Annotated in this window: 17 protein-coding genes; 7 read left to right on the top strand and 10 right to left on the bottom strand. The window is 55.0% G+C overall.

Translation table 11 applies throughout. The features are described from left to right. Positions 1-29 precede the first annotated feature (29 nt). The 6 genes from ACQYWX_RS22720 to ACQYWX_RS22695 all read left to right on the top strand — a co-directional run bounded on the left by ACQYWX_RS22720 (position 30) and on the right by ACQYWX_RS22695 (position 5,300). Positions 30-989 carry a sensor domain-containing diguanylate cyclase gene (locus ACQYWX_RS22720; RefSeq protein WP_253938669.1) on the top strand — a complete coding sequence of 320 codons (960 nt, stop codon included), beginning with the start codon at positions 30-32 and terminating at the stop codon, positions 987-989. 185 nt (positions 990-1,174) lie between these two features. After that, positions 1,175-1,573 carry a hypothetical protein gene (locus ACQYWX_RS22715; RefSeq protein WP_253938668.1) on the top strand — a complete coding sequence of 133 codons (399 nt, stop codon included), beginning with the start codon at positions 1,175-1,177 and terminating at the stop codon, positions 1,571-1,573. Positions 1,574-1,744: 171 nt separating this feature from the next. Further along, on the top strand, positions 1,745-3,091 hold the full coding sequence (locus ACQYWX_RS22710; RefSeq protein ID WP_431686430.1) for an ABC1 kinase family protein: 1,347 nt from the start codon (positions 1,745-1,747) through the stop codon (positions 3,089-3,091). Positions 3,092-3,259: 168 nt separating this feature from the next. Next, a complete protein-coding gene (locus tag ACQYWX_RS22705) occupies positions 3,260-3,424 on the top strand; it encodes a hypothetical protein (protein WP_216739742.1) in 165 nt (54 codons plus the stop codon). 296 nt (positions 3,425-3,720) lie between these two features. Then, the gene (locus ACQYWX_RS22700) at positions 3,721-4,464 is read left to right on the top strand and encodes a 4'-phosphopantetheinyl transferase family protein (RefSeq protein WP_216739741.1); all 744 of its coding nucleotides are present in this window, start codon (positions 3,721-3,723) and stop codon (positions 4,462-4,464) included. A gap of 23 nt (positions 4,465-4,487) precedes the next feature. Further along, a complete protein-coding gene (locus ACQYWX_RS22695) occupies positions 4,488-5,300 on the top strand; it encodes a crotonase/enoyl-CoA hydratase family protein (RefSeq protein WP_127972841.1) in 813 nt (270 codons plus the stop codon). A 48-nt stretch (positions 5,301-5,348) separates the two neighbouring features. Here ACQYWX_RS22695 and ACQYWX_RS22690 read toward each other — a convergent pair whose 3' ends face one another. The 3 genes from ACQYWX_RS22690 to ACQYWX_RS22680 all read right to left on the bottom strand — a co-directional run bounded on the left by ACQYWX_RS22690 (position 5,349) and on the right by ACQYWX_RS22680 (position 8,850). Continuing rightward, complete coding sequence (locus tag ACQYWX_RS22690) at positions 5,349-6,677, bottom strand: glycerophosphodiester phosphodiesterase family protein (RefSeq protein WP_216739739.1); 1,329 nt, start codon at positions 6,675-6,677, stop codon at positions 5,349-5,351. Between the two features lie 363 nt (positions 6,678-7,040). Then, positions 7,041-7,703: a hypothetical protein gene (locus tag ACQYWX_RS22685; protein WP_216739738.1), complete on the bottom strand. Its 663-nt coding sequence runs from the start codon at positions 7,701-7,703 to the stop codon at positions 7,041-7,043. A gap of 262 nt (positions 7,704-7,965) precedes the next feature. Then, positions 7,966-8,850, bottom strand: a complete 885-nt coding sequence (locus tag ACQYWX_RS22680; RefSeq protein WP_431686429.1) for an immunoglobulin domain-containing protein — start codon at positions 8,848-8,850, stop codon at positions 7,966-7,968. Positions 8,851-9,204: 354 nt separating this feature from the next. Between ACQYWX_RS22680 and ACQYWX_RS22675 the strand changes: the two genes are divergently transcribed. Further along, positions 9,205-9,588, top strand: coding sequence for a hypothetical protein (locus ACQYWX_RS22675; protein ID WP_431686428.1), 384 nt, complete (start codon positions 9,205-9,207; stop codon positions 9,586-9,588). Positions 9,589-9,648: 60 nt separating this feature from the next. On the opposite strand, the gene ACQYWX_RS22670 is transcribed toward ACQYWX_RS22675, so the two are convergent. From ACQYWX_RS22670 to ACQYWX_RS22640, 7 genes are all read right to left on the bottom strand, one after another. Then, the gene (locus ACQYWX_RS22670) at positions 9,649-12,033 is read right to left on the bottom strand and encodes a glycosyl hydrolase family 18 protein (RefSeq protein WP_431686427.1); all 2,385 of its coding nucleotides are present in this window, start codon (positions 12,031-12,033) and stop codon (positions 9,649-9,651) included. A 290-nt stretch (positions 12,034-12,323) separates the two neighbouring features. Then, the gene (locus tag ACQYWX_RS22665; RefSeq protein ID WP_216739733.1) at positions 12,324-12,527 is read right to left on the bottom strand and encodes a tautomerase family protein; all 204 of its coding nucleotides are present in this window, start codon (positions 12,525-12,527) and stop codon (positions 12,324-12,326) included. Positions 12,528-12,567: 40 nt separating this feature from the next. Beyond that, on the bottom strand, positions 12,568-13,470 hold the full coding sequence (locus ACQYWX_RS22660) for a DMT family transporter (protein WP_216739732.1): 903 nt from the start codon (positions 13,468-13,470) through the stop codon (positions 12,568-12,570). A gap of 21 nt (positions 13,471-13,491) precedes the next feature. Continuing rightward, a complete protein-coding gene (locus tag ACQYWX_RS22655; protein WP_431686426.1) occupies positions 13,492-14,808 on the bottom strand; it encodes a PLP-dependent aminotransferase family protein in 1,317 nt (438 codons plus the stop codon). A gap of 3 nt (positions 14,809-14,811) precedes the next feature. Next, positions 14,812-15,732 (bottom strand): phytanoyl-CoA dioxygenase family protein, encoded by a 921-nt coding sequence (locus ACQYWX_RS22650; RefSeq protein ID WP_431686425.1) that lies wholly within the window; start codon positions 15,730-15,732, stop codon positions 14,812-14,814. Between the two features lie 59 nt (positions 15,733-15,791). After that, the gene (locus ACQYWX_RS22645; RefSeq protein WP_431686424.1) at positions 15,792-16,304 is read right to left on the bottom strand and encodes a VOC family protein; all 513 of its coding nucleotides are present in this window, start codon (positions 16,302-16,304) and stop codon (positions 15,792-15,794) included. Beyond that, entirely contained in the window at positions 16,301-17,419 is a 1,119-nt protein-coding gene (locus ACQYWX_RS22640; protein WP_431686423.1) for an alpha-hydroxy acid oxidase, read from the bottom strand. Before ACQYWX_RS22640 ends, ACQYWX_RS22645 begins: the two co-directional genes overlap by 4 nt.

The following is a 17,419-nucleotide window of genomic DNA, read 5'->3' as shown; positions in this document are numbered from 1 at the left end:
ATAAAAAATAAAAGGAAAACGATAAATCCATGGCTGAGAATCACTTCGACATTACTGAATTCCACTGGGTAATGGATATGCTCCAGACCATCGATGTCGGACTGGTGGTGCTGGACTCGGAATACCGCATCAACGTCTGGAACAGCTTCATGGAGAACCATAGCGGGCTGAGGCCGCATGTGGTGAAGGATCAGGTGCTGTTCGATGTCTTCAAGGAAATCCCCGAGGAGTGGTTCAAGCACAAAACCCAATCCGTATTCCTGCTCAAGAACCGCACCTTCACCACCTGGGAGCAGCGTCCATTTCTGTTCCGCTTCAAAAATTACCGTCCTATCACCGGGACGGAAGAGTTCATGTACCAGAACATCACCATTACGCCTTTGGTGTCGCCTAACGGCGAAGTGCAGAACATCTGTCTGATCATATACGACGTCACCGATATCGCCAGTAACCGCCGCCAGTTGGAAGCCGCCAACTCCAAACTGGAGAAGCTCAGCCGCATCGACCGGCTGACTCAGCTCAATAACCGCGGCTATTGGGAAGAGCAATTGGTGAAAGAGTATCAGCGGCTGAAGCGCACCAATGAGGCGAGCACGCTGATCATGTTCGATATTGATCACTTCAAGAAGGTCAACGACACCTATGGTCACCCCGCCGGGGATGAAGTGATTCGCCTGGTGGCCGCCACGTTGCGGGAAACCATGCGCAGTACGGATATCGCCGGCCGCTACGGCGGTGAAGAATTCGGCGTCATTTTGGTGAATACCGACTGCAAAAACGCCATGAACTTCGCTGAGCGCCTGCGCACCCGCATTGAGAATCTGGAAGTCACTCATGAGGGGCAAGATATCCGTTTCACTATCAGCCTGGGGCTGGCTGAACTGGATAAAAAGATTAAAGATCATAAAGAATGGATCGAGCGCGCCGACAACGCCTTGTACGCTTCCAAACAAGGCGGACGCAACCGCGCCACGACCTATGAAAAATAACGAGCGAATTCAGTGAAGTGCGCGTCCCCAAAGGCTTGGAAAGGAGTTGTGATGTGATAAAAAGTCACCGCTAGGGGGAAAGTGGGCGCTATCAACATTTTTTTGCTTTTAAACGGTCGTTTGGTTAGAGTTTCGGCGGTCGTTTGTCGCGAGAACCAGAAATGAAGGCGTCCCCAAGGAGTCGGTTGAAAAATCCAGCTACCCACCTGCATGCTGAATTAAAAATCAAGCGAGGACTGTTGTCGCGGGAGTGGGTAAAGGTGCAGATTCTGCAATTTTCCGCGGAAGGCATGCTGTTGCGCACGGATGAAAACCTTCAGGTCGGGGGCAAAGCGGTCATTTCTCTCAAGCTGCCCATGGACTTTGGCGATATCGCCATCAAAAAAGTCGAAATCAATGTTAAAGACCGCCAGAAGGTGTGTAGCTGCTTTGACTACGAGGTTGAATTCAATTTGGGCGGCAGCATGCTGCAGAGCGACAGGATTCGCAAAGACCTCAAACAGATTGAATCCCTTCTTTCCCGCTACGACTCACTGATCAACAAAATCCGTAACGGCCCGCTTTCCAGCAACAATCCCGGCTGATCTTTTCTCTCCCCCTATCGGCGCGACCCCCACATATTTACGCAATCTCACGTCAAAACTGGCGACTTCCGCTGTTGTCTGAAAAACTTGTAAAGCAAACCATGTTAACCCTGGTTAACGTATGGAGTATGCTAGTTCCGCCAGAGAGTTTAATCGCCGTGGAGGTAAATTTTGGCTAAGCGGACAAAGGACGACAGCAAGCAAAAAACAGCGCCGGCTACCAGGACCAAGCGGTTTCTGAAGCTGGCCGGCATGACGGCGTCCGTGGCGGGCAGTTATGCGGCGGAGCGGGTGCGACGCGCCTTCAATGAAGAGGATAAGGAAGAGCGTCAGGCCAAGACCTACGACAAGATGGCCAATCAAATCGCCGACACCCTTGGCGAATTGAAAGGCGCGGTGATGAAAGTGGGGCAGATCGCCTCCCAGACCCAGGATTTTTTACCCAAAGAGTTTTCTCAGGCGTTGCAGCGTTTGCAGAAAGAAGCGCCGCCCATGGATTATGAGGTGATCGCCAAGCAGGTCGAGAGAGAGCTGGGCGCGGCGCCGGAAGAACTGTTCAAAGAGTTCAGCGAGGAGCCCTACGCAGCGGCCTCCATTGGTCAGGTTCACAAGGCGATGACGCTGGATGGCAAAGAGGTTATCGTCAAAGTGCAGTATCCAGGCGTGGATCGATCCGTGGACTCTGACCTCAAGCAGCTTAAGTTGACGCTGAAACTGGGGGGATTGCTCAAGCTGCCAAAAGAAAGCGTTGATCAGCTGTTCGAGGAAATTCGCGAGCGTCTTAATGAAGAGCTGGATTATGAGAATGAAGCCCGCAACATTGCGGATTTCCAGCGCTTTCACGCCAAGGACGAAGGTTTGATCATTCCCAGCGTCGTGCGTCAGCTATCCAGTAAGCGGGTGTTGACCATGGAGTGCGTGGAAGGGGATCACATCAGCGCGGTCAGCGCAGAGGCATACGGGCAGGACGTCATTAACCTGATCGGCCGACGCCTGTTCCGCATCATGGCGGATCAGCTATTCAAGTTTCACGCGATTCATGGCGACCCTCACGCGGGCAACTTCGCGTTTCGCCCTGACGGCTCTATCATCATGTATGACTTCGGCTGCGTAAAACGCCTGAAGCCGGAGATAGTGCACGCCTACAGTCAGGCTTTGACGGCGGGGCTCAATGCGGATTATGACGCGCTGGACAATTATCTGGTGGACCTGGGCGTCAGGGTAAGCGGAAAGCCGGCGGTGGAGCAGGACTACTACGCCATGTGGCGGGATATCTTCATACGTCCGTTCCGCAGCAAGGATGAGGAATTCGACTTCGCCAGCTCTAATCTGCATAAGCAGGTGGCGTCCAAGGCTACCACCGTTTTCAAGTACATGGACTTTTTCCAGCCGCCCGTGGAGAGCCTGTTTATCGACAGGATGATCGCCGGTCACTACTGGATGATGATGCGATTAGGGGTGCAGGCGGCTTTCCGTAAGGAGCTGGAAGATTACCTCGATCTTTCCTCCGCAGCCTGATAAGGCGCCCAAAATGGTCACTTTCTGCCCTTTTCGGGCGGAAGTGTGACGTAGTTTGGGTTTGTAACGCCGTATCTCTCACGGAAAACGAGCTAACTCAGTGGCAATATAAACGTTCGCGAAAAGCTAAGCGTTGTTGTATTGATACGGTAGTGAGCTAGTAAGTCCATGTTGAAAAGTCTTCGTGAAACACTGATGGGACGAATCGTCGGCGAGAAGCGTTCCAGTAAGCAAGTTGAGGAGAAAAAGGCGGAAGTCAAAGCTCCTCCGGTGGAATTTGAAATGAGCGCACTTGAAGCACTGCGCGTTTCTACTGTGACTCGCCGGGTGTAATAGCCCGCTGAACAAAACAACATAACGCCAAAAGATGTAGCTGAACGCTTTCTTTTGTGTGAATAGGGACCTGGATGGTCCCTGTTTTTTTAGCCCCTCTGAAACCAACCTCAATCATACTCAAAGACCGGTATTAAGCCGGCGGCCCCTATACACGCAGGGGCCTTTCTTCTGTGACTTATCGCCGCAAACTCTGGCGCGATGCGGGTGAAATGTTGGAAAGTTTGCCCGCAAGCCCTTACACCTGCCTTTAAATCTGTTATATAACAGGCCTTTATTCTCCCGGATTAGTGAACGTGTCTACCTCCGAGCATCCTGAATGCGCCATCTATCTTGCTGATATTCGCCAGATCGACCCGGGCCTTGATGGCCGTTACTGCGCCATGCTGGGTCCAGGAGAAGACGAACGGCTTTCCTCGTTTCGTTTTCCCGAGGGGCGTTTAAGTTTTTTGCTGGGGCGGGCATTGGCTCGGACTCAACTGGCGGAAAGGCTGCACTGCGAGCCGGCGGAGGTCGCGATTGCCATCAGCGACAAGGGCAAGCCTTTTCTGAGCGATAGGGATGCGGCCTGGTGTTTCAGCATCGCCCATGCCGGCGCCTGGGTAGCGGTGGCGATCGCGAAGACGCCTGTAGGGCTCGATCTTGAGCGCGCGGAGCGGCGCAACGTCAAGGCGTTGGCGCGTCGCTTTTATACGGAGCAGGAATATCAGTGGGTGTGCGGGCAACCTGAAGAAAGTCAGGCGCAATGCTTCTTTCGTATCTGGACGCTGAAAGAGGCGGAGGTGAAACGGCGTGGTTCGGCCATGTCGGAACTGCTGTCCGGGGCGCCGTTTCGTCTGCATGGCGACTTGGCGGTGGCGGAATTTGCTGAAGGTGCGGCCTGTGGCTATGGGCTGTTTCAATGGCGTGAAGAGCAGTTGTTGGGAGTGGCCCTGAGCGAGCCGCGCCCGATGCGCTTTTTTGAAGGCTTGCCGGGACAGGGCTACGTCCAGGTTTCGCCAAGTCTTCTGGCTGGTTCGGAAAACTGGCGACATCAATAATAGAAAGAGAGTGGATACTAATAATGTCAGAATACTCAACACTTAGCGTTACACAGGAAGGCGGCGTCGCCGTCATTGAATTGAATCGTCCCGACAAAGCCAATGCGCTGAACATGGCGATGTGGGAAGAAATCGGTCTGGCGTTTCGTCGGGCGGATCAGGAAAGCACAGTGCGGGTAGTGGTGCTGCGCGGCGCGGGTAAGCACTTCTGCTCAGGTATCGACCTGATGGACTTCGCTTCTGTCATGACCGGCAAGGAAAAGTGCGACGGTCGTCGTCGTGAAGAGCTGCGCCGTCTGATTCTCAAGCTGCAAGGCTGTCTCTCCGCCATTGAAGACTGCCGTAAACCCGTGCTTGCCGCCTTGCATGGCGGTTGTATCGGCGGCGGCGTGGATATGGTGGCGAGTTGCGATATGCGCTACATCTCTGCGGAAGGCTATCTGCAGATCAAGGAAATCGATATCGGCATGACGGCGGATGTGGGCACGTTGCAAAGACTGCCGCATATCATTGGCGATGGCGTCATGCGGGAGCTGGCGTATACCGGCCGTAAGGTCGACGCGGAAGAGGCGCGGGCCATTGGTTTGGTTAATCGTGTATATGAGTCGCCGGAAGCCTTGATGGCGGGCGTCATGGAAACTGCTCAGGTGATCGCCAGCAAGTCGCCTTTAGCGATTCGCGGCACGAAAGAGATGATCAAATACACCCGTGACCACAGCGTCGCGGACAGTCTGAATTACGTCGCTACCTGGAATGCGGCGATGTTGATCAGCGAGGATATTCAGGAAGCCATGATGGCGCAGATGCAGAAGCGTGAGCCCAAGTTCAGGGACTAGTCAGCTGTGAAGAAAGGGGAGGCGGGTCCTCCCCTGAAATGTTAAGTCTTACTTTTTGTTCCTGTGTCTTGGTCTTTCTTCGTTGATTTTCAGGAACATGTCTCGCGCTCTGACGCCCAGGTCAGGGTTATCCGTAAAGAATCCGCTTACCCCAAGACCAAGCATTTGAATGGCTTCGCCAGTCAGCGTCTGTGGTTCGTTGTTCGGATGCAGGGTCAGGAACTGTTCTTCCACACGTAACGTATAAGGGTGAATCTCCAGTCCGTTAGCCAGGGCTTCCTGCAGGAAGGGGTGCACGCCGCCGGTCAGCTTACTGCCAACTTCAGCTTTGCCGTCGCCGTTGGTGTCTTCCTTTTCGTCAAGGCTGGCGCGCAGCAGGAAGCTGTTTTTCCAGGGGCCGACGCCTTCCGCGTAGTTGTCCGCAATAAACTTGACGGTTTCCGGGCTGACCAGTTTGCCGTATCCGGTTGTATCGGTGACGCCGCCCTCGATCAGGTCATTCAACTCGCCATAGATCATTGCCATGTCCGCGCCGTGTTTCGCGTTGTAGTACATGTCGTAGGGGCGAGAGAAGTTGCTGTCCGGTTGTACGTAGATATCGTCAAAGTCGCCATACAACTGCACCAGCGGCAGATCTACGTTGTTGCTGGGCATGATGTCCTTCTGCAATTCCATCAGGTTTTCAACCTCGAAGGATTGAATGTAAACCCGTGTGGGATCGGTGAAGTTTTCGCTGACCAGGGTTTCGATCAACTTGCGGCCGATGGACATATTGATTTTGCCGCCTTCCAGAAACTCGCCTTCTTTCGCGAAGTAAGTGGGGTGCTTGGTTTCTGGATAGAGGCCGACTTTTTTGCCGGTGTTATGTTCGATCAGACGCACCATGCCGATAATTTCTTCCAGCGTGGGAATGGCGAATTTGCCGTCAAAGCGCGTGTTGCGAGGACGTACCTCCGGAATGCGCTCTTTGGCGCGCAAGGTTTTGATTTCCGCCAGGGTGAAGTCTTCACTGAACCAGCCGGTCATGGCGACGCCGTCGATCATTTTGGTGGTTTTGCGGTCGGCGAATTCTGGGTGATCCGCTACGTCAGTGGAGCCGCCCAGCTCGTTTTCATGGCGGGCGATCAGGTGTCCGTCTTTGGTTGGCACGAGGTCGGGTTCGATAAAATCCGCGCCCTGGCGAATGGCCAGCCAGTAGCTGGCGAGCGTGTGCTCAGGACGGTATCCGGGAGCGCCCCGATGGCCGATGACGATAGGGTGGTCGGCGGCTGCGGTGGCGACCGCCGGTTGCTTGGCCTGCGCTGCGGTAACTCCTGCGCTGAGCGCGGCCGCGGCGATCCAGGGGAGACACTTCGGCCAAGTGAAATACTGTTTCATCGTTATATCCCTAATTAGATTTCTCATTCACAATCAGTAGAGTACAAACTAATAGAAGAAAATGACAGTTTAAGGTCACGCTATTTTTAGCCGCTTAAAGCCATCGTGAGCAAGTTTCAATTTGGTCATGAAAACCAGGATTTGCAGGGGTTTACAGACGCTCTTTAAAGGCTCTCAGAGGCCTTTATTGCGATTGCCCACAGTCGTTTTGGGCGCTCTTTACAGAAATTTAATGCGCCTTTATGAAGAACAAGGTCAAGCACAAAGACAAGCACTTAGACCCGCAAAAATAGGAAAGAGCGATCAGACTGAGGGAGAGGAAGTAAGCCGGAAGTTTTACTTCCAGCTTACTGAAGAGGGCTGTCAGAGGTGGTCCATTTCCCAGGTGACGGAATAGGAAGCGGAGACGCCTTGTGATTGCGGGCTGCCGGATAGGCTGCCGCCTGAATTGAACTCGACTTTGTATGTGCGGCCTTTTTCAGTGGGAATCTCGATATAGCTCACACCATCTTTGAATCCGTTTTTCGGATCATAAGTGATGCTTCCTCTATAGCCATTTCCTCCTGCTGATACATAGCTGTTCAGGGGCAGGCAGGAGCCTTTTTCCGGGCAGTTGCGGTCCATTTGCTCAACACTGAAGTTGATGCGCAATACACCGTCTTCGGTAGCGCGGATACTGTGCTGGAAGTTGCCGCCGTGGCTGACTGCAACGCCGGTCCGGTCTCCCTCGCTGCGGACGATATCTGCGTCAATGCGGTAGCTCAGTGTGGCTCCGTTATCGAAGTGGGAGACTTCCAGATTGTAATCCAGAGAGGCGGACGCGCTGCTTCCATTGACGCTGAGGTCGTAATGTTGGCGCACAGGTTCTGCACTGTGCAGTGTCTTGCTCTCGTATTCTCTCTGGGTTTCGCCGCCAACACCGGTCTGAGCCGTGCTTCTGTAATACTCAAACAGGGTTTCGGCGGCGCTGACCTGAGTGGAAAGCATTGTTGCGGCCGCAGCCATAAGTATCAGATTCTTCTTCATAAATCGTATTCCTTGAAAACATCACAAGAGATTGGCCATAGAGCTGGATCGCGTTTCCGGGCGCTTTCCATGCAATAACTCATCGCGGAGCCGAGACTGGCTCAGGCGTTGAGGAGTTATGTGGCGCTAGAATAAATCGGCGGGAAGACGCTGACTTGTAAAAAACGGACACGGTTTTACGGAAGGGGAGAGAACAAAAAATGGGGCCAAAGGCCCCGAATGACATCGTTGGGAAAAGTCGGTAAGACGAGCCCGAAAGGGCTTAGAAAATCTGCTTGCTCATGATGTTGGAGAAGTCGCTTTCAATGCCTGAGGTGTCCACCACGGTGACGGCGAAGTAGTGAACGCCGCTGCCCAGGCCGCCAAAGGTGTAGTCTGTCGCATCTGCCTGCGTTTCCACGCTGGCGCCCCAGGAGCCGTCTTCAGTGGTGTGATAGATGCGGTAGGCTGAGATTTCCTGTTGGGCCAATGCGCTGCCGTCTTCGCGAGTATTCGGTGTGTTCCAGACCAGGCGCACGCTTTGGTTGACCGTCAGGGACAAAGTTGCGCCGCTGCTGGTGACGGAGCCGGTGGCGTTGCTGATGATAACGTCATAAACGCCTGCGTCGCTGTCGTCCAGGTTTGACAGGCTCAGGTAAGACTGCACGGCGTCAGCGATGACGACGCCATTTTTACGCCACTGATAGTTCAAAGCTCCGCTGCCTGACGCGCTGACGTTCAGAGTAACTGACTCCCCTTTGCCGGCGCTTTGCGAGGCGGGCTGCAGGCTGATGACGATATCCAGGGCGACGTCGCTTTCCTGGCTGGAATCCTGAGAGTCGTTCTGGACTTGGTCCTGCTGATCTGTCTGTTGTGTGTCCTGCTGTGTTTGAGTGGAAGAGCCTGAATTGGTCTGGCTGCTGTCCGTAACAGTGTCATTGGTGGTGGATGAATTAGTCGTGGAAGTCTCCGTCTGGGTGGCGGTTTGCGCGTTGGCTTCAGACGCTGAACTTGTGCTTTCCACCTGTGAAGAAGTGGCCCCTTGAATGGAAACAGAGCCGTTGTCGGAGCTTTCACCCGCCGCTCCGCCGCCGCAGCCATGTAACGCCAGCGTCGCGGCTAAAATCGCGGTGGACAGTAATCTGGTTTGGGTGGTTTGAGCAGCCATCGGTCACTTCCTTCGTTATATGTCAACTTATGATCAATAGTAGATGGCTATAAATGAAAAAGACTGTAAAACGTCACACGAAGCTAACGTAAATCGTCAAAAAAATGACGAATCGGGCTAAATCTTGAACTTTGTATGCAAAGTGTGCGGTTCCTCTCAGTTTGTGAGAGCCAGAAAGAGTCCGAGAAAGGAAAAAGAGCGAGGAAGAAGTGCGAGGATCGAATAGTCCAATGCGCGGATGTACGTTCTGATAGCTATCGAGTAAAGTGGCCGGCCCTCGCAATCGCTAACATGGCGAGCGGCTCAGATGAGCATTGTCGTTATCTTTACCTTTACTTAGGGATGAGCGCCTCCATGAACCTCTATGAACAATATCTTGCGCCCTGGCTAACGGACTGGACCGATTGGGTATTGCTGGCCTGTGGCGTCTACACGGTTATATTTGGGATGTTTGAGATGTTCTGGCGGCGGACAAGGGCGTATGATTATTTGTCTACTGCAAACTTTGTCCTGCTTCTGTTACTGCAATTCCTACTACCTGTAATGGCCATCTGGGGCGCTGATTTTGTGCAGCCGGGGCTGATCTTCATGGCGATCTACACGGCGCTTTTTTTTATCAGCACCTCTCATGTAAACGAGGGCGGAATCGCATTCATGATCCACCTCCAACTATTGATGGTGGTCCTTCCCCTCGCGATTCTGATCAGAGTGATCCGGTTTATTTGGTTGTTGTTTTAAGAGAGAACAAGGAGTTGAAAGGCCCTCATCCGAGGGCCTTTTGCGTTTTAATCAGTGCAATCAGCGTAGGCTTTTGATTAAGTTTTCACATTCACTAGCGCTGATATTTTCACCGCACACCGGGATTTGGTTTTGCGGTTTGCCGTTAGCTACGTCGTTCACCAGGGTATTGCCAAGAACATGGTTGACGGCGTTGAGGTTGTAGCCGTTATCCTGTTCCGCCATCCAGAAGAAGACGCCGGCGAAGTCGTTGTCCTTGGCGTACTGCGCTTTCAGTGCAGCGGTTCGCGGCGATTCTATGGTGATGAAGGAGCCGATGGCGGGCTGTACGAGATAGTCGGCATTGGAGGCTTTGTCGGTGTATAGCTTGTACCCGTTGTAAGGCCGTAAGGATGGATCAAGGAAGCTTTGATACATCTCATAGCCTTCCAGAACGCCGGCTTCCCAGCTGCCGTATCCGGCGATGGCGAGTATGAAGTCAGTAGTTCCCGGCGCCTGATTAGGCTGGTGGGTGGTCGCGCCAGCGACTCCGTTGCTGTACTCGGTAATATCCGCTGAGCTGTTGAGGCGCTTGGCGCGATGGTAGTTCGCCACGCCGACCATCAGTTTGTTATTGGGGACGCCTTTGCCCTGCAGGTAAGACATCGCTGTTGTGACGGAGGTATTGGCGGATGAACCCTGCGCGCTTGGGTTGACCTGCATGGGGGTGTGATTGCTCAGCTCGCGCTCCCAGGCGCCGGTGAGGTCATAGGTCATCACATACAGGCGATCCATATATGGATGCACGGCGGGCCAGTCGATCAGGTCGAGACGACCAGTTCCTGCGGGGATCGCGGAGGACAGGCGATAATGCTTGCCGGTTTTCTGTCCCAGCCAGTCCATACCTGCGCGAATTTCCTTCAACAGACGCACATAGTTAGCGGCGTCTTCCGGCCTGTCCGCGTCAGGAACGGCGCCGTCGGAGGCGGGGTACTCCCAGTCAATGTCGATACCGTCGAAGTCAAAGCGTTGTAAGAAATGGATCAAGGAGTCGACGAAGGCTTTGCGTCTGGCGTCATCCCGCGACATCCAGCCAAAGCCTTCAGAAAGGGTCCAGCCGCCGACGGAGAGATCCAGTTTCAAGTGCGGATTTTCTTTTCTCAGTTTATAGAGCACGCCGAATACGCCGCCAACGCTGGCTGGCTCCAGCTCATACATGCTCTCCGTTCCCGTTACGCTGCCGGGAACGCCAACATTGCGCACGAAGGCCGCTTCGAAGTCGGCGATGGCCATGGCGCCGTCAGGCAGATTGCTCTGATTGCAGGTGCGATTCACCGCCGCGGGAGCGGACGTGGGGAAGCCGGGGTCCTGAGTGCTGGACGCATCGGGATAACAGATGCCGGAGAAACCGTAGACGATGCGATGCAGGTTCTTCACGGGAAGCTTCGTGAAATCATAGCGCCGACCGTAGATCGCCCAATCGCCGATGTAAGTGACAATTTCCGTTCCTGCGCGCAGGGAATAAGTATTGTGCTGCAACGGCACGGTTCCGGGAGGCAGTTTGGAAACCCGGGCGCCGTTATCGGCGTCGAAGCCGGGATGATCCCCGCCTGGATCGGTGGACGGAACAGAAGAGCGCGGCGTACCGGTGGATGGCGTATTGGAGATGCGCGCCGCGCCGATGGCTCCGCCAGGGAAGCTGACGCCGGCGTTGGGGTTGCCATCGACAGGCTGCGGGTCGCCGTAGTCGATGTCGTTGGGAATAGGCACTGGGCACAAGCTGTCATCGGGTACGCCTACCAGTTTCCAGCGATCGGGATAAGTAGGATCGTTAGGGGGAATGCCCCAGACATCCACCTGGGCCTGGTAAACGCCGCCCTGATAAGCCGCCACGGCTCCTGTGCGATAGACTTTGCTGGCGCTCCAGGCGCTGGCGCAGAATGGTGTATCCGGCCCTGGACCGGGATCATCAGGGTTGTCGGGGTCGTCTGTGCCGCAAGGCCCAATTAAGGTCCAGGTGGAACTCCAACTACTGCCGACGCCAGGCTCATACGCCCAGGCGGCTGCGGACGAGCACCAGCCGGAGACATCGCAGCGATAGTCATTGCCAATGTTCTGTACGATTTGTCCCGCGCTGTAGCTGGTTCCGGCGGAATACTGCGGAGCGTCGCAGGCGTCGGGGTCGTCACCGGGGCCGCCATCATCGGGAGGGGAATCGCCGTCGCAGGCGCCGAGCCCGTTCCAGGCCTGTTCCCAGGCCCAGCCCACGCCGGGTTCATAGGCTCCGCCCAATCCACACCAGCCGCTGACGTTGCAGCGATAAGCGTTGTCGTGATGTTGACGAATGGCGTTGGCGCCGATAGCGCCGGTTTCAAAAGGGGCTACGTCTGTACAGTCATAAGCGTAGCTATTGGCGGCGATGGTCCAAGCGCCGCCAATTAAGAGCGTGGCCAATAGCTTCTTCATGGTCCATTTCTCTCGTGTGGTTGGTTAACAATCCTGGGTCAGCCAACTGTCATACCACCAAAATGGCTTCGCCAAGCGGTGGCCGAGCGCACCCGTGCTGGACCGGCGCACGGTCAGTTTTTGTGGGCCGGATTCGCCGCGAGGAGCGATGAATCCGGCCCAGTACTGCAGAAGTTCTTTATAGTAGTTGGTGAGTTTTTAACCTTTTTGTCCGTTATTGGCAATAGGCCGGTCGGGGGAAGAAAATCGCCGCTAAAATAGAGGGTTATGCGCTTTTGCCAGGGAAGCCTTTACCCGTCTTTGCCGGCTTTGGCGTCAACGTGCAACAAACCGGCTTTTCCCCAGTTGCTGTCGTCATAGTCCTGTAAAAATATCGTGACCGACTCCGGCTTTACCCCGTAGCTGGTCACAAAGGCGTCGGTAATTTTTTTCACCAAATCCCGTTTCTGCTCCAAGGTTCGGCCGGGGGATTGCGCGATGGTGACGACGGGCATAATTGACTCCTGCAAATATATGAATGGAAGGGTAGCTGCATCAGCTTTGCTGTCTGGCCAGCGAAGCGGGTCGCCACCAGAGTTTGGAGACCATCAAGAAATTACCGAAGATGATGACGCCAACGCCTGAAAATGTGGTGGCGTCCCACCGATAGTCTTCAAACAGCGTGGAGATCAGGATCGCGACGATAGGGAACGCCACCATACAGTACGCGGCTTTGTTGATGCCGATCTTGTTCACCAGGGTCAGGTAGATCGTAAAGCCGAGCACTGACGCGAAAATCGCCAGATACAGCAGGCTGAAAATATATTGGGAAGTGAAGCTGAACTTGAGCGGCGTGTTGGTGGCGAAGACGGCGATTAACAGCACCATGGCGCCGTAAGCCATTGAATAGCCATTGCCGGTGAGCGGCGTGATGCCCTTGGCTCCATTACGCACAGAGATCATATTACCCAGTGAAAATACGAGTGTGCCCAGTAGTGCGAACAGCATTCCGGTAAAAAAGTCCGCGCCAAAGTGTTGTTGCGTCAGTTCCCGCCAGAACAGAAGCACAATGCCGGCAATGCCGAAGGCGATGCCGATGAACTCGCTTTGCGACGTGCTTTGACGCAGGAACAGCCAGCGATTGACGCTGTTGAACAGCAACACGGTGGAGAAAATGATTGCGACGATGCCGCTGGGGATGTATTGGGTGGCGTGATAGAAGCACAGAAAGTTCAGGGAAAAAAAGCACAGTCCCTGCCCGGCGAACCACAGGTGGTCGACAGGCTGGGTCTTCTGGATTTTTTTTAGCAAAAACAGAGCGGGCAGCAGCAGTAATGCGGCAATGGCGAAGCGATAGAAAATGGACGTCAGAATGGGAACTTCGCCCAATTGCATGTGGATCGCGAACCATGACGTGCCCCACACCAGAATACAGGCGATATATAAAAAAGCGGTCATAACGAGCTTGTCTCCTTTGCTCTAGCTGGCGGCCGCCGTCTCAGGCGCATGTACGGCCACACATTCCTTGATAAAGTTGCGCAGGCGGGAAACCCCTTCGCTGATCTGCTCCGGCGTCAGGTAACTGAACGAGAGCCGGATTTCATTGGACTCCCGCGGCGGCGAATAGAACATTTCCATCGGCGTCCAAAGTACGCCGTATTGTTCCGCTGAGGCTTTAAGCTGTTTCAGGTTAACAGTGAACGGCAGCGTGAGCACGAGAAAAAAGCCGCCATCTGGTCTGTTCCAGGTGATTTGCGAACGCAGGGGCGAGCCTTTGGGAAAGGCGACCTCAAGCTGATGCAGCAAATGCTTGAGGTTGTTCTGATAAAAATGGATTCTGCTCTCGCAATGCAATCGCAGGTCGCCCTTGCACTCCAGCAACACGCCGCCGACCACCGCCTGACAGATCGGTGATGTATTGAGCGTCAGCATGCTTTTGATTTTGGTAAGCGCTTCCGCCAGTCGCCGGGATACAACAAATCCCATGCGTACGCCTGGAAACAGCGTTTTGGAGAACGAGCCCAGGTAAGCCACGGAGCGGCCGTTTCTGTCGAGAGAAGCCAGCGTCGGTTTGATGGCGCTCGCCGCGCCGAAAATGCCGTAAGGATTGTCTTCCAGTACGGTGAAGTTGTAAGTGTGGGAAAGCCAGACCAGATCCATGCGCTGGCTGAGAGGTAGCGAGACGCCCGTGGGGTTGCAGAAGTCGGCGTTGATATACAGCGCTTTGACCTTGTCGCCTGCCGCCTCCAGCGTCTGGATTTTGTTTTCGATTTCACTGATTTCCACGCCCTGATCGTGGACATCGAAGGTTTCGACCCGGATATCCAGCAGTCTGGCGGCGCCGATAATACCGACGTACACCGGCTGTGGAACCAGCAGGACATCCCGAGGATCGGCGAACAGAGCGCGCAGAGTCAGAATCATCCCTTCCTGGGCGCCGGAGGTGACCACGATATCTTCGGGGCGACAGATGACGCCGTCGGTTTTCTCCAGCATCTCGGCGATGAGCCCGCGAATATGCCCTTCCGACGGGCCGTATTGAAACAGCTGGGTGATGACGGCGCTTTCAGGCCGACGTTTCTGCTGGGTGAGATGCTCGACATAGCGATGCAGATAATGGCCGATATCATCGATTCGAAAGTCCGTTTCGATCGGGCGTCCGGGCGCGAACGATATCGCGTCGGGATATTGCCCGGCGATGTCGTTGAGAAACGTCATGGAGTTAAGGCATGGGTCCGCCAGGGATGCATGCAGCGGCAGCTCCTCGCGTTCATCCTGAGGTTGCATTGCGTTCATGAATTACTCCTTCCAGATTTGCGGGCAGAAATCCGGATCGGTGTAGTCCGGGTCGCCGTTGCCGTTTTGGCGGCAGAAATAGTCGTTGTTGTATTTCAACGCGGAGCCGTCCGCCATCGTGTGGCGCTTGTAGGTGTTGCCGCCGTCCTGCAGGTGAAGAGAAATCGAGACGCGGTCCACTTGGCTGTAGTTGGGGGAGCTACCATGAAAGGTGTGGCAGTTATGAAAGCTGATATGGCCGCGTTTGCTGGTCATGGGTATTTTTCTGACGGTGTCGCCATTAAGCTGGGCGGTTTCCTCCAGCATGGTTTGCAGCTCATCGATGCTGCGCCGTCCGAAGTGGCGGGTGACGCTGTCGTTGGCGTCGATTTCCCGCCAGCGATGGCTGCCGTCGATCATTTCCAGGGCTCCCATGCCTTCAAAGCAGTCATAAAAGTTGATAAAGGCGGTCAGCAGTTTGCTGGACGTGCAGGTTGACCAGTAATGGGCGTCTTTATGCCAGGGGACGACGGGGCGAAACATCCCTTCCGCCGCAAAGTCGCCTCGGGCGGGCTTGGTGATCAGCGCGCTGTTCCATACGCGTATTTCGTCTGTCTGCGCCAGCCGGGCGGCGATAGCGCCAATGATTGGCTTGGTCAGCAGGCGCCGAAACGTATCGCTTTCATAATGCACGTAGTCATTGTTGCGGGCGACGTCGCCATCTTCCGGGGTCCAGTACGCCAATGTGGAAGGCATGGTCGGCAAGCGTCTGTCGCGCTTGCCTGCATAATAATCGCGACTTTCCTGAGCGAAGGCGTCCAGCTCCTCGTCGGTGAACACTTTGCCGGTCATGAACCAGCCGTGCTCCTGGTAAAAGCGCACGTCCTCATCGCTGGGCAACAGAGCATGTTCGTGCTCGCTCAGTGGGTATTCCGCTATATACACGTAGTATTCCTTTCTATGTTTGATGTCGGAGAGAGTCGCCGCGGGGTGGCCGGCGTTTATCAGTAGGCGTCGCTGGCTTCCAGTTGGCGGAACAGGTCTTCCACGTTCTGCTCCGAAAAGCCTTCTTCCTCGTTTCTTTCTATGAACTCGATCATGACGCCGGAATTAGGGCAGCGCACTGTGAAACGCTGGATGAGGTCCGGGCCTTTGATGGTTTTGGTGCTGAAGTCCAACCCTTGCTTTTCCAACTCCTTGCACAGGCTTTCCACATCATCCACCTCTATGGCGATGTGCTGGGGGCCAGGGCCGAATTCATTGATAAAGCGGGTGATCTGAGAGGCTTCGTTGACGCCTTCCAATAAAACGAACTTGATTGGACCCGCTTCCATGACGGCGGAATGCATGGCGCTGTGCGCGCCGGTGGTGGTCATGCGGTCGGATAGGGTGAATCCCATCATGCTGAAATAGCCGATGGCCTGCTCCAGATCCAGTACAGCGATCGCCACGTGATCGATTTTTTTCGCCTTATGCCTGAGCATTAACTTAGACATGCTTTCCCAACCTGTCGTCATAGGGTTTCTCCTTGATATGAGGGGTGTTCGGTCCAAATAATTTCCTGGCTGATGTCCGCAAGCGACGCGCAACCGCAAAGGTGCATGCTGAGCGTCAGATCATCGATGAGTTGTCTTAACACCGCGGCGACGCCTTGGGCGCCTGCGGCGGCGAGTCCCCATAAGACCGGGCGTCCAACGCCCACCGCGTCGGCACCCAGGGCCAGAGCTTTGAGAATGTCTGCGCCGCTGCGTACGCCGCCATCGACAATGAGCGGCATGGACTCGCCTACGCGTTGACGTATGTAGGGCAGCATGTCGATGGCGGAAACATGGTGATCAAGTTGGCGACCGCCGTGATTCGATAGATACAAGGCGTCGACGTCGTGCTTCAGCGCGATTTCCGCATCCTGCGGATGCAGTACGCCTTTCAATATCAGCGGCATGCGGGTCTGATTTTTCACCCAGTCCACATCGGCCCAGGAAAGCGCCGGCTCCAGCTGTTCTGCGACGAAGGCGGCGACGCCGGACTGACCGGGTACAGGGGGCTCACTGGATAGTGGCTCGTCAAACTGGTCTGTGCGTTTTTGATAGCGTTTAACGTCAAAGCTATTGCGACGATCCCGCAGCCGTGCGCCCATACGTGGCACGTCAACGGTCAGCACCAGGGCGCTGCAGCCGGCGTCCTGCGCCTGCTGAATGATGTCTCGATTGCGTCCGCGATTTTTGTACAGGTAAAGCTGAAACATGACCGGCTCTGCGGAGTGTTTGCAGAGGGTCTCCAGCGGCGTGTCTGACATGGTGCTGACAATGAGTGGCGCGCCACATTGGTTAGCGGCCGCCAGGGTCGCCCGCTCGCCGTCAGGGTGAGCGAGTTGATGGTGTGCGCTGGGGGCGATGATCAGCGGGGTGGCGGGCGTGCGGGCGCTCTGGAGTGGCGATAAACGCGGCGCGCTCGTATCGACATCGCTAACGCCGCGCAGCACTCGGGAAATCAGTTTTACCCGCTCCAGGGTGCGTATGTTTTCCTGCAAAGACCGCTCAAGCCCCGCGCCGCCGGCGATAAAGTCATAAATTTCCGGCGCTAAGCGGCGTTTGGCAAGCTCTTCCCAATCCTCAATACAAACCGGCTCCAT

The organism is Hahella sp. NBU794 (assembly GCF_050749805.1).
In the GTDB taxonomy this organism is placed as follows: Bacteria; Pseudomonadota; Gammaproteobacteria; order Pseudomonadales; family Oleiphilaceae; genus Hahella.
The sequence above is the reverse complement of the archived record's forward strand: the minus strand, read 5'-3'. Positions and strand labels throughout refer to the sequence as shown.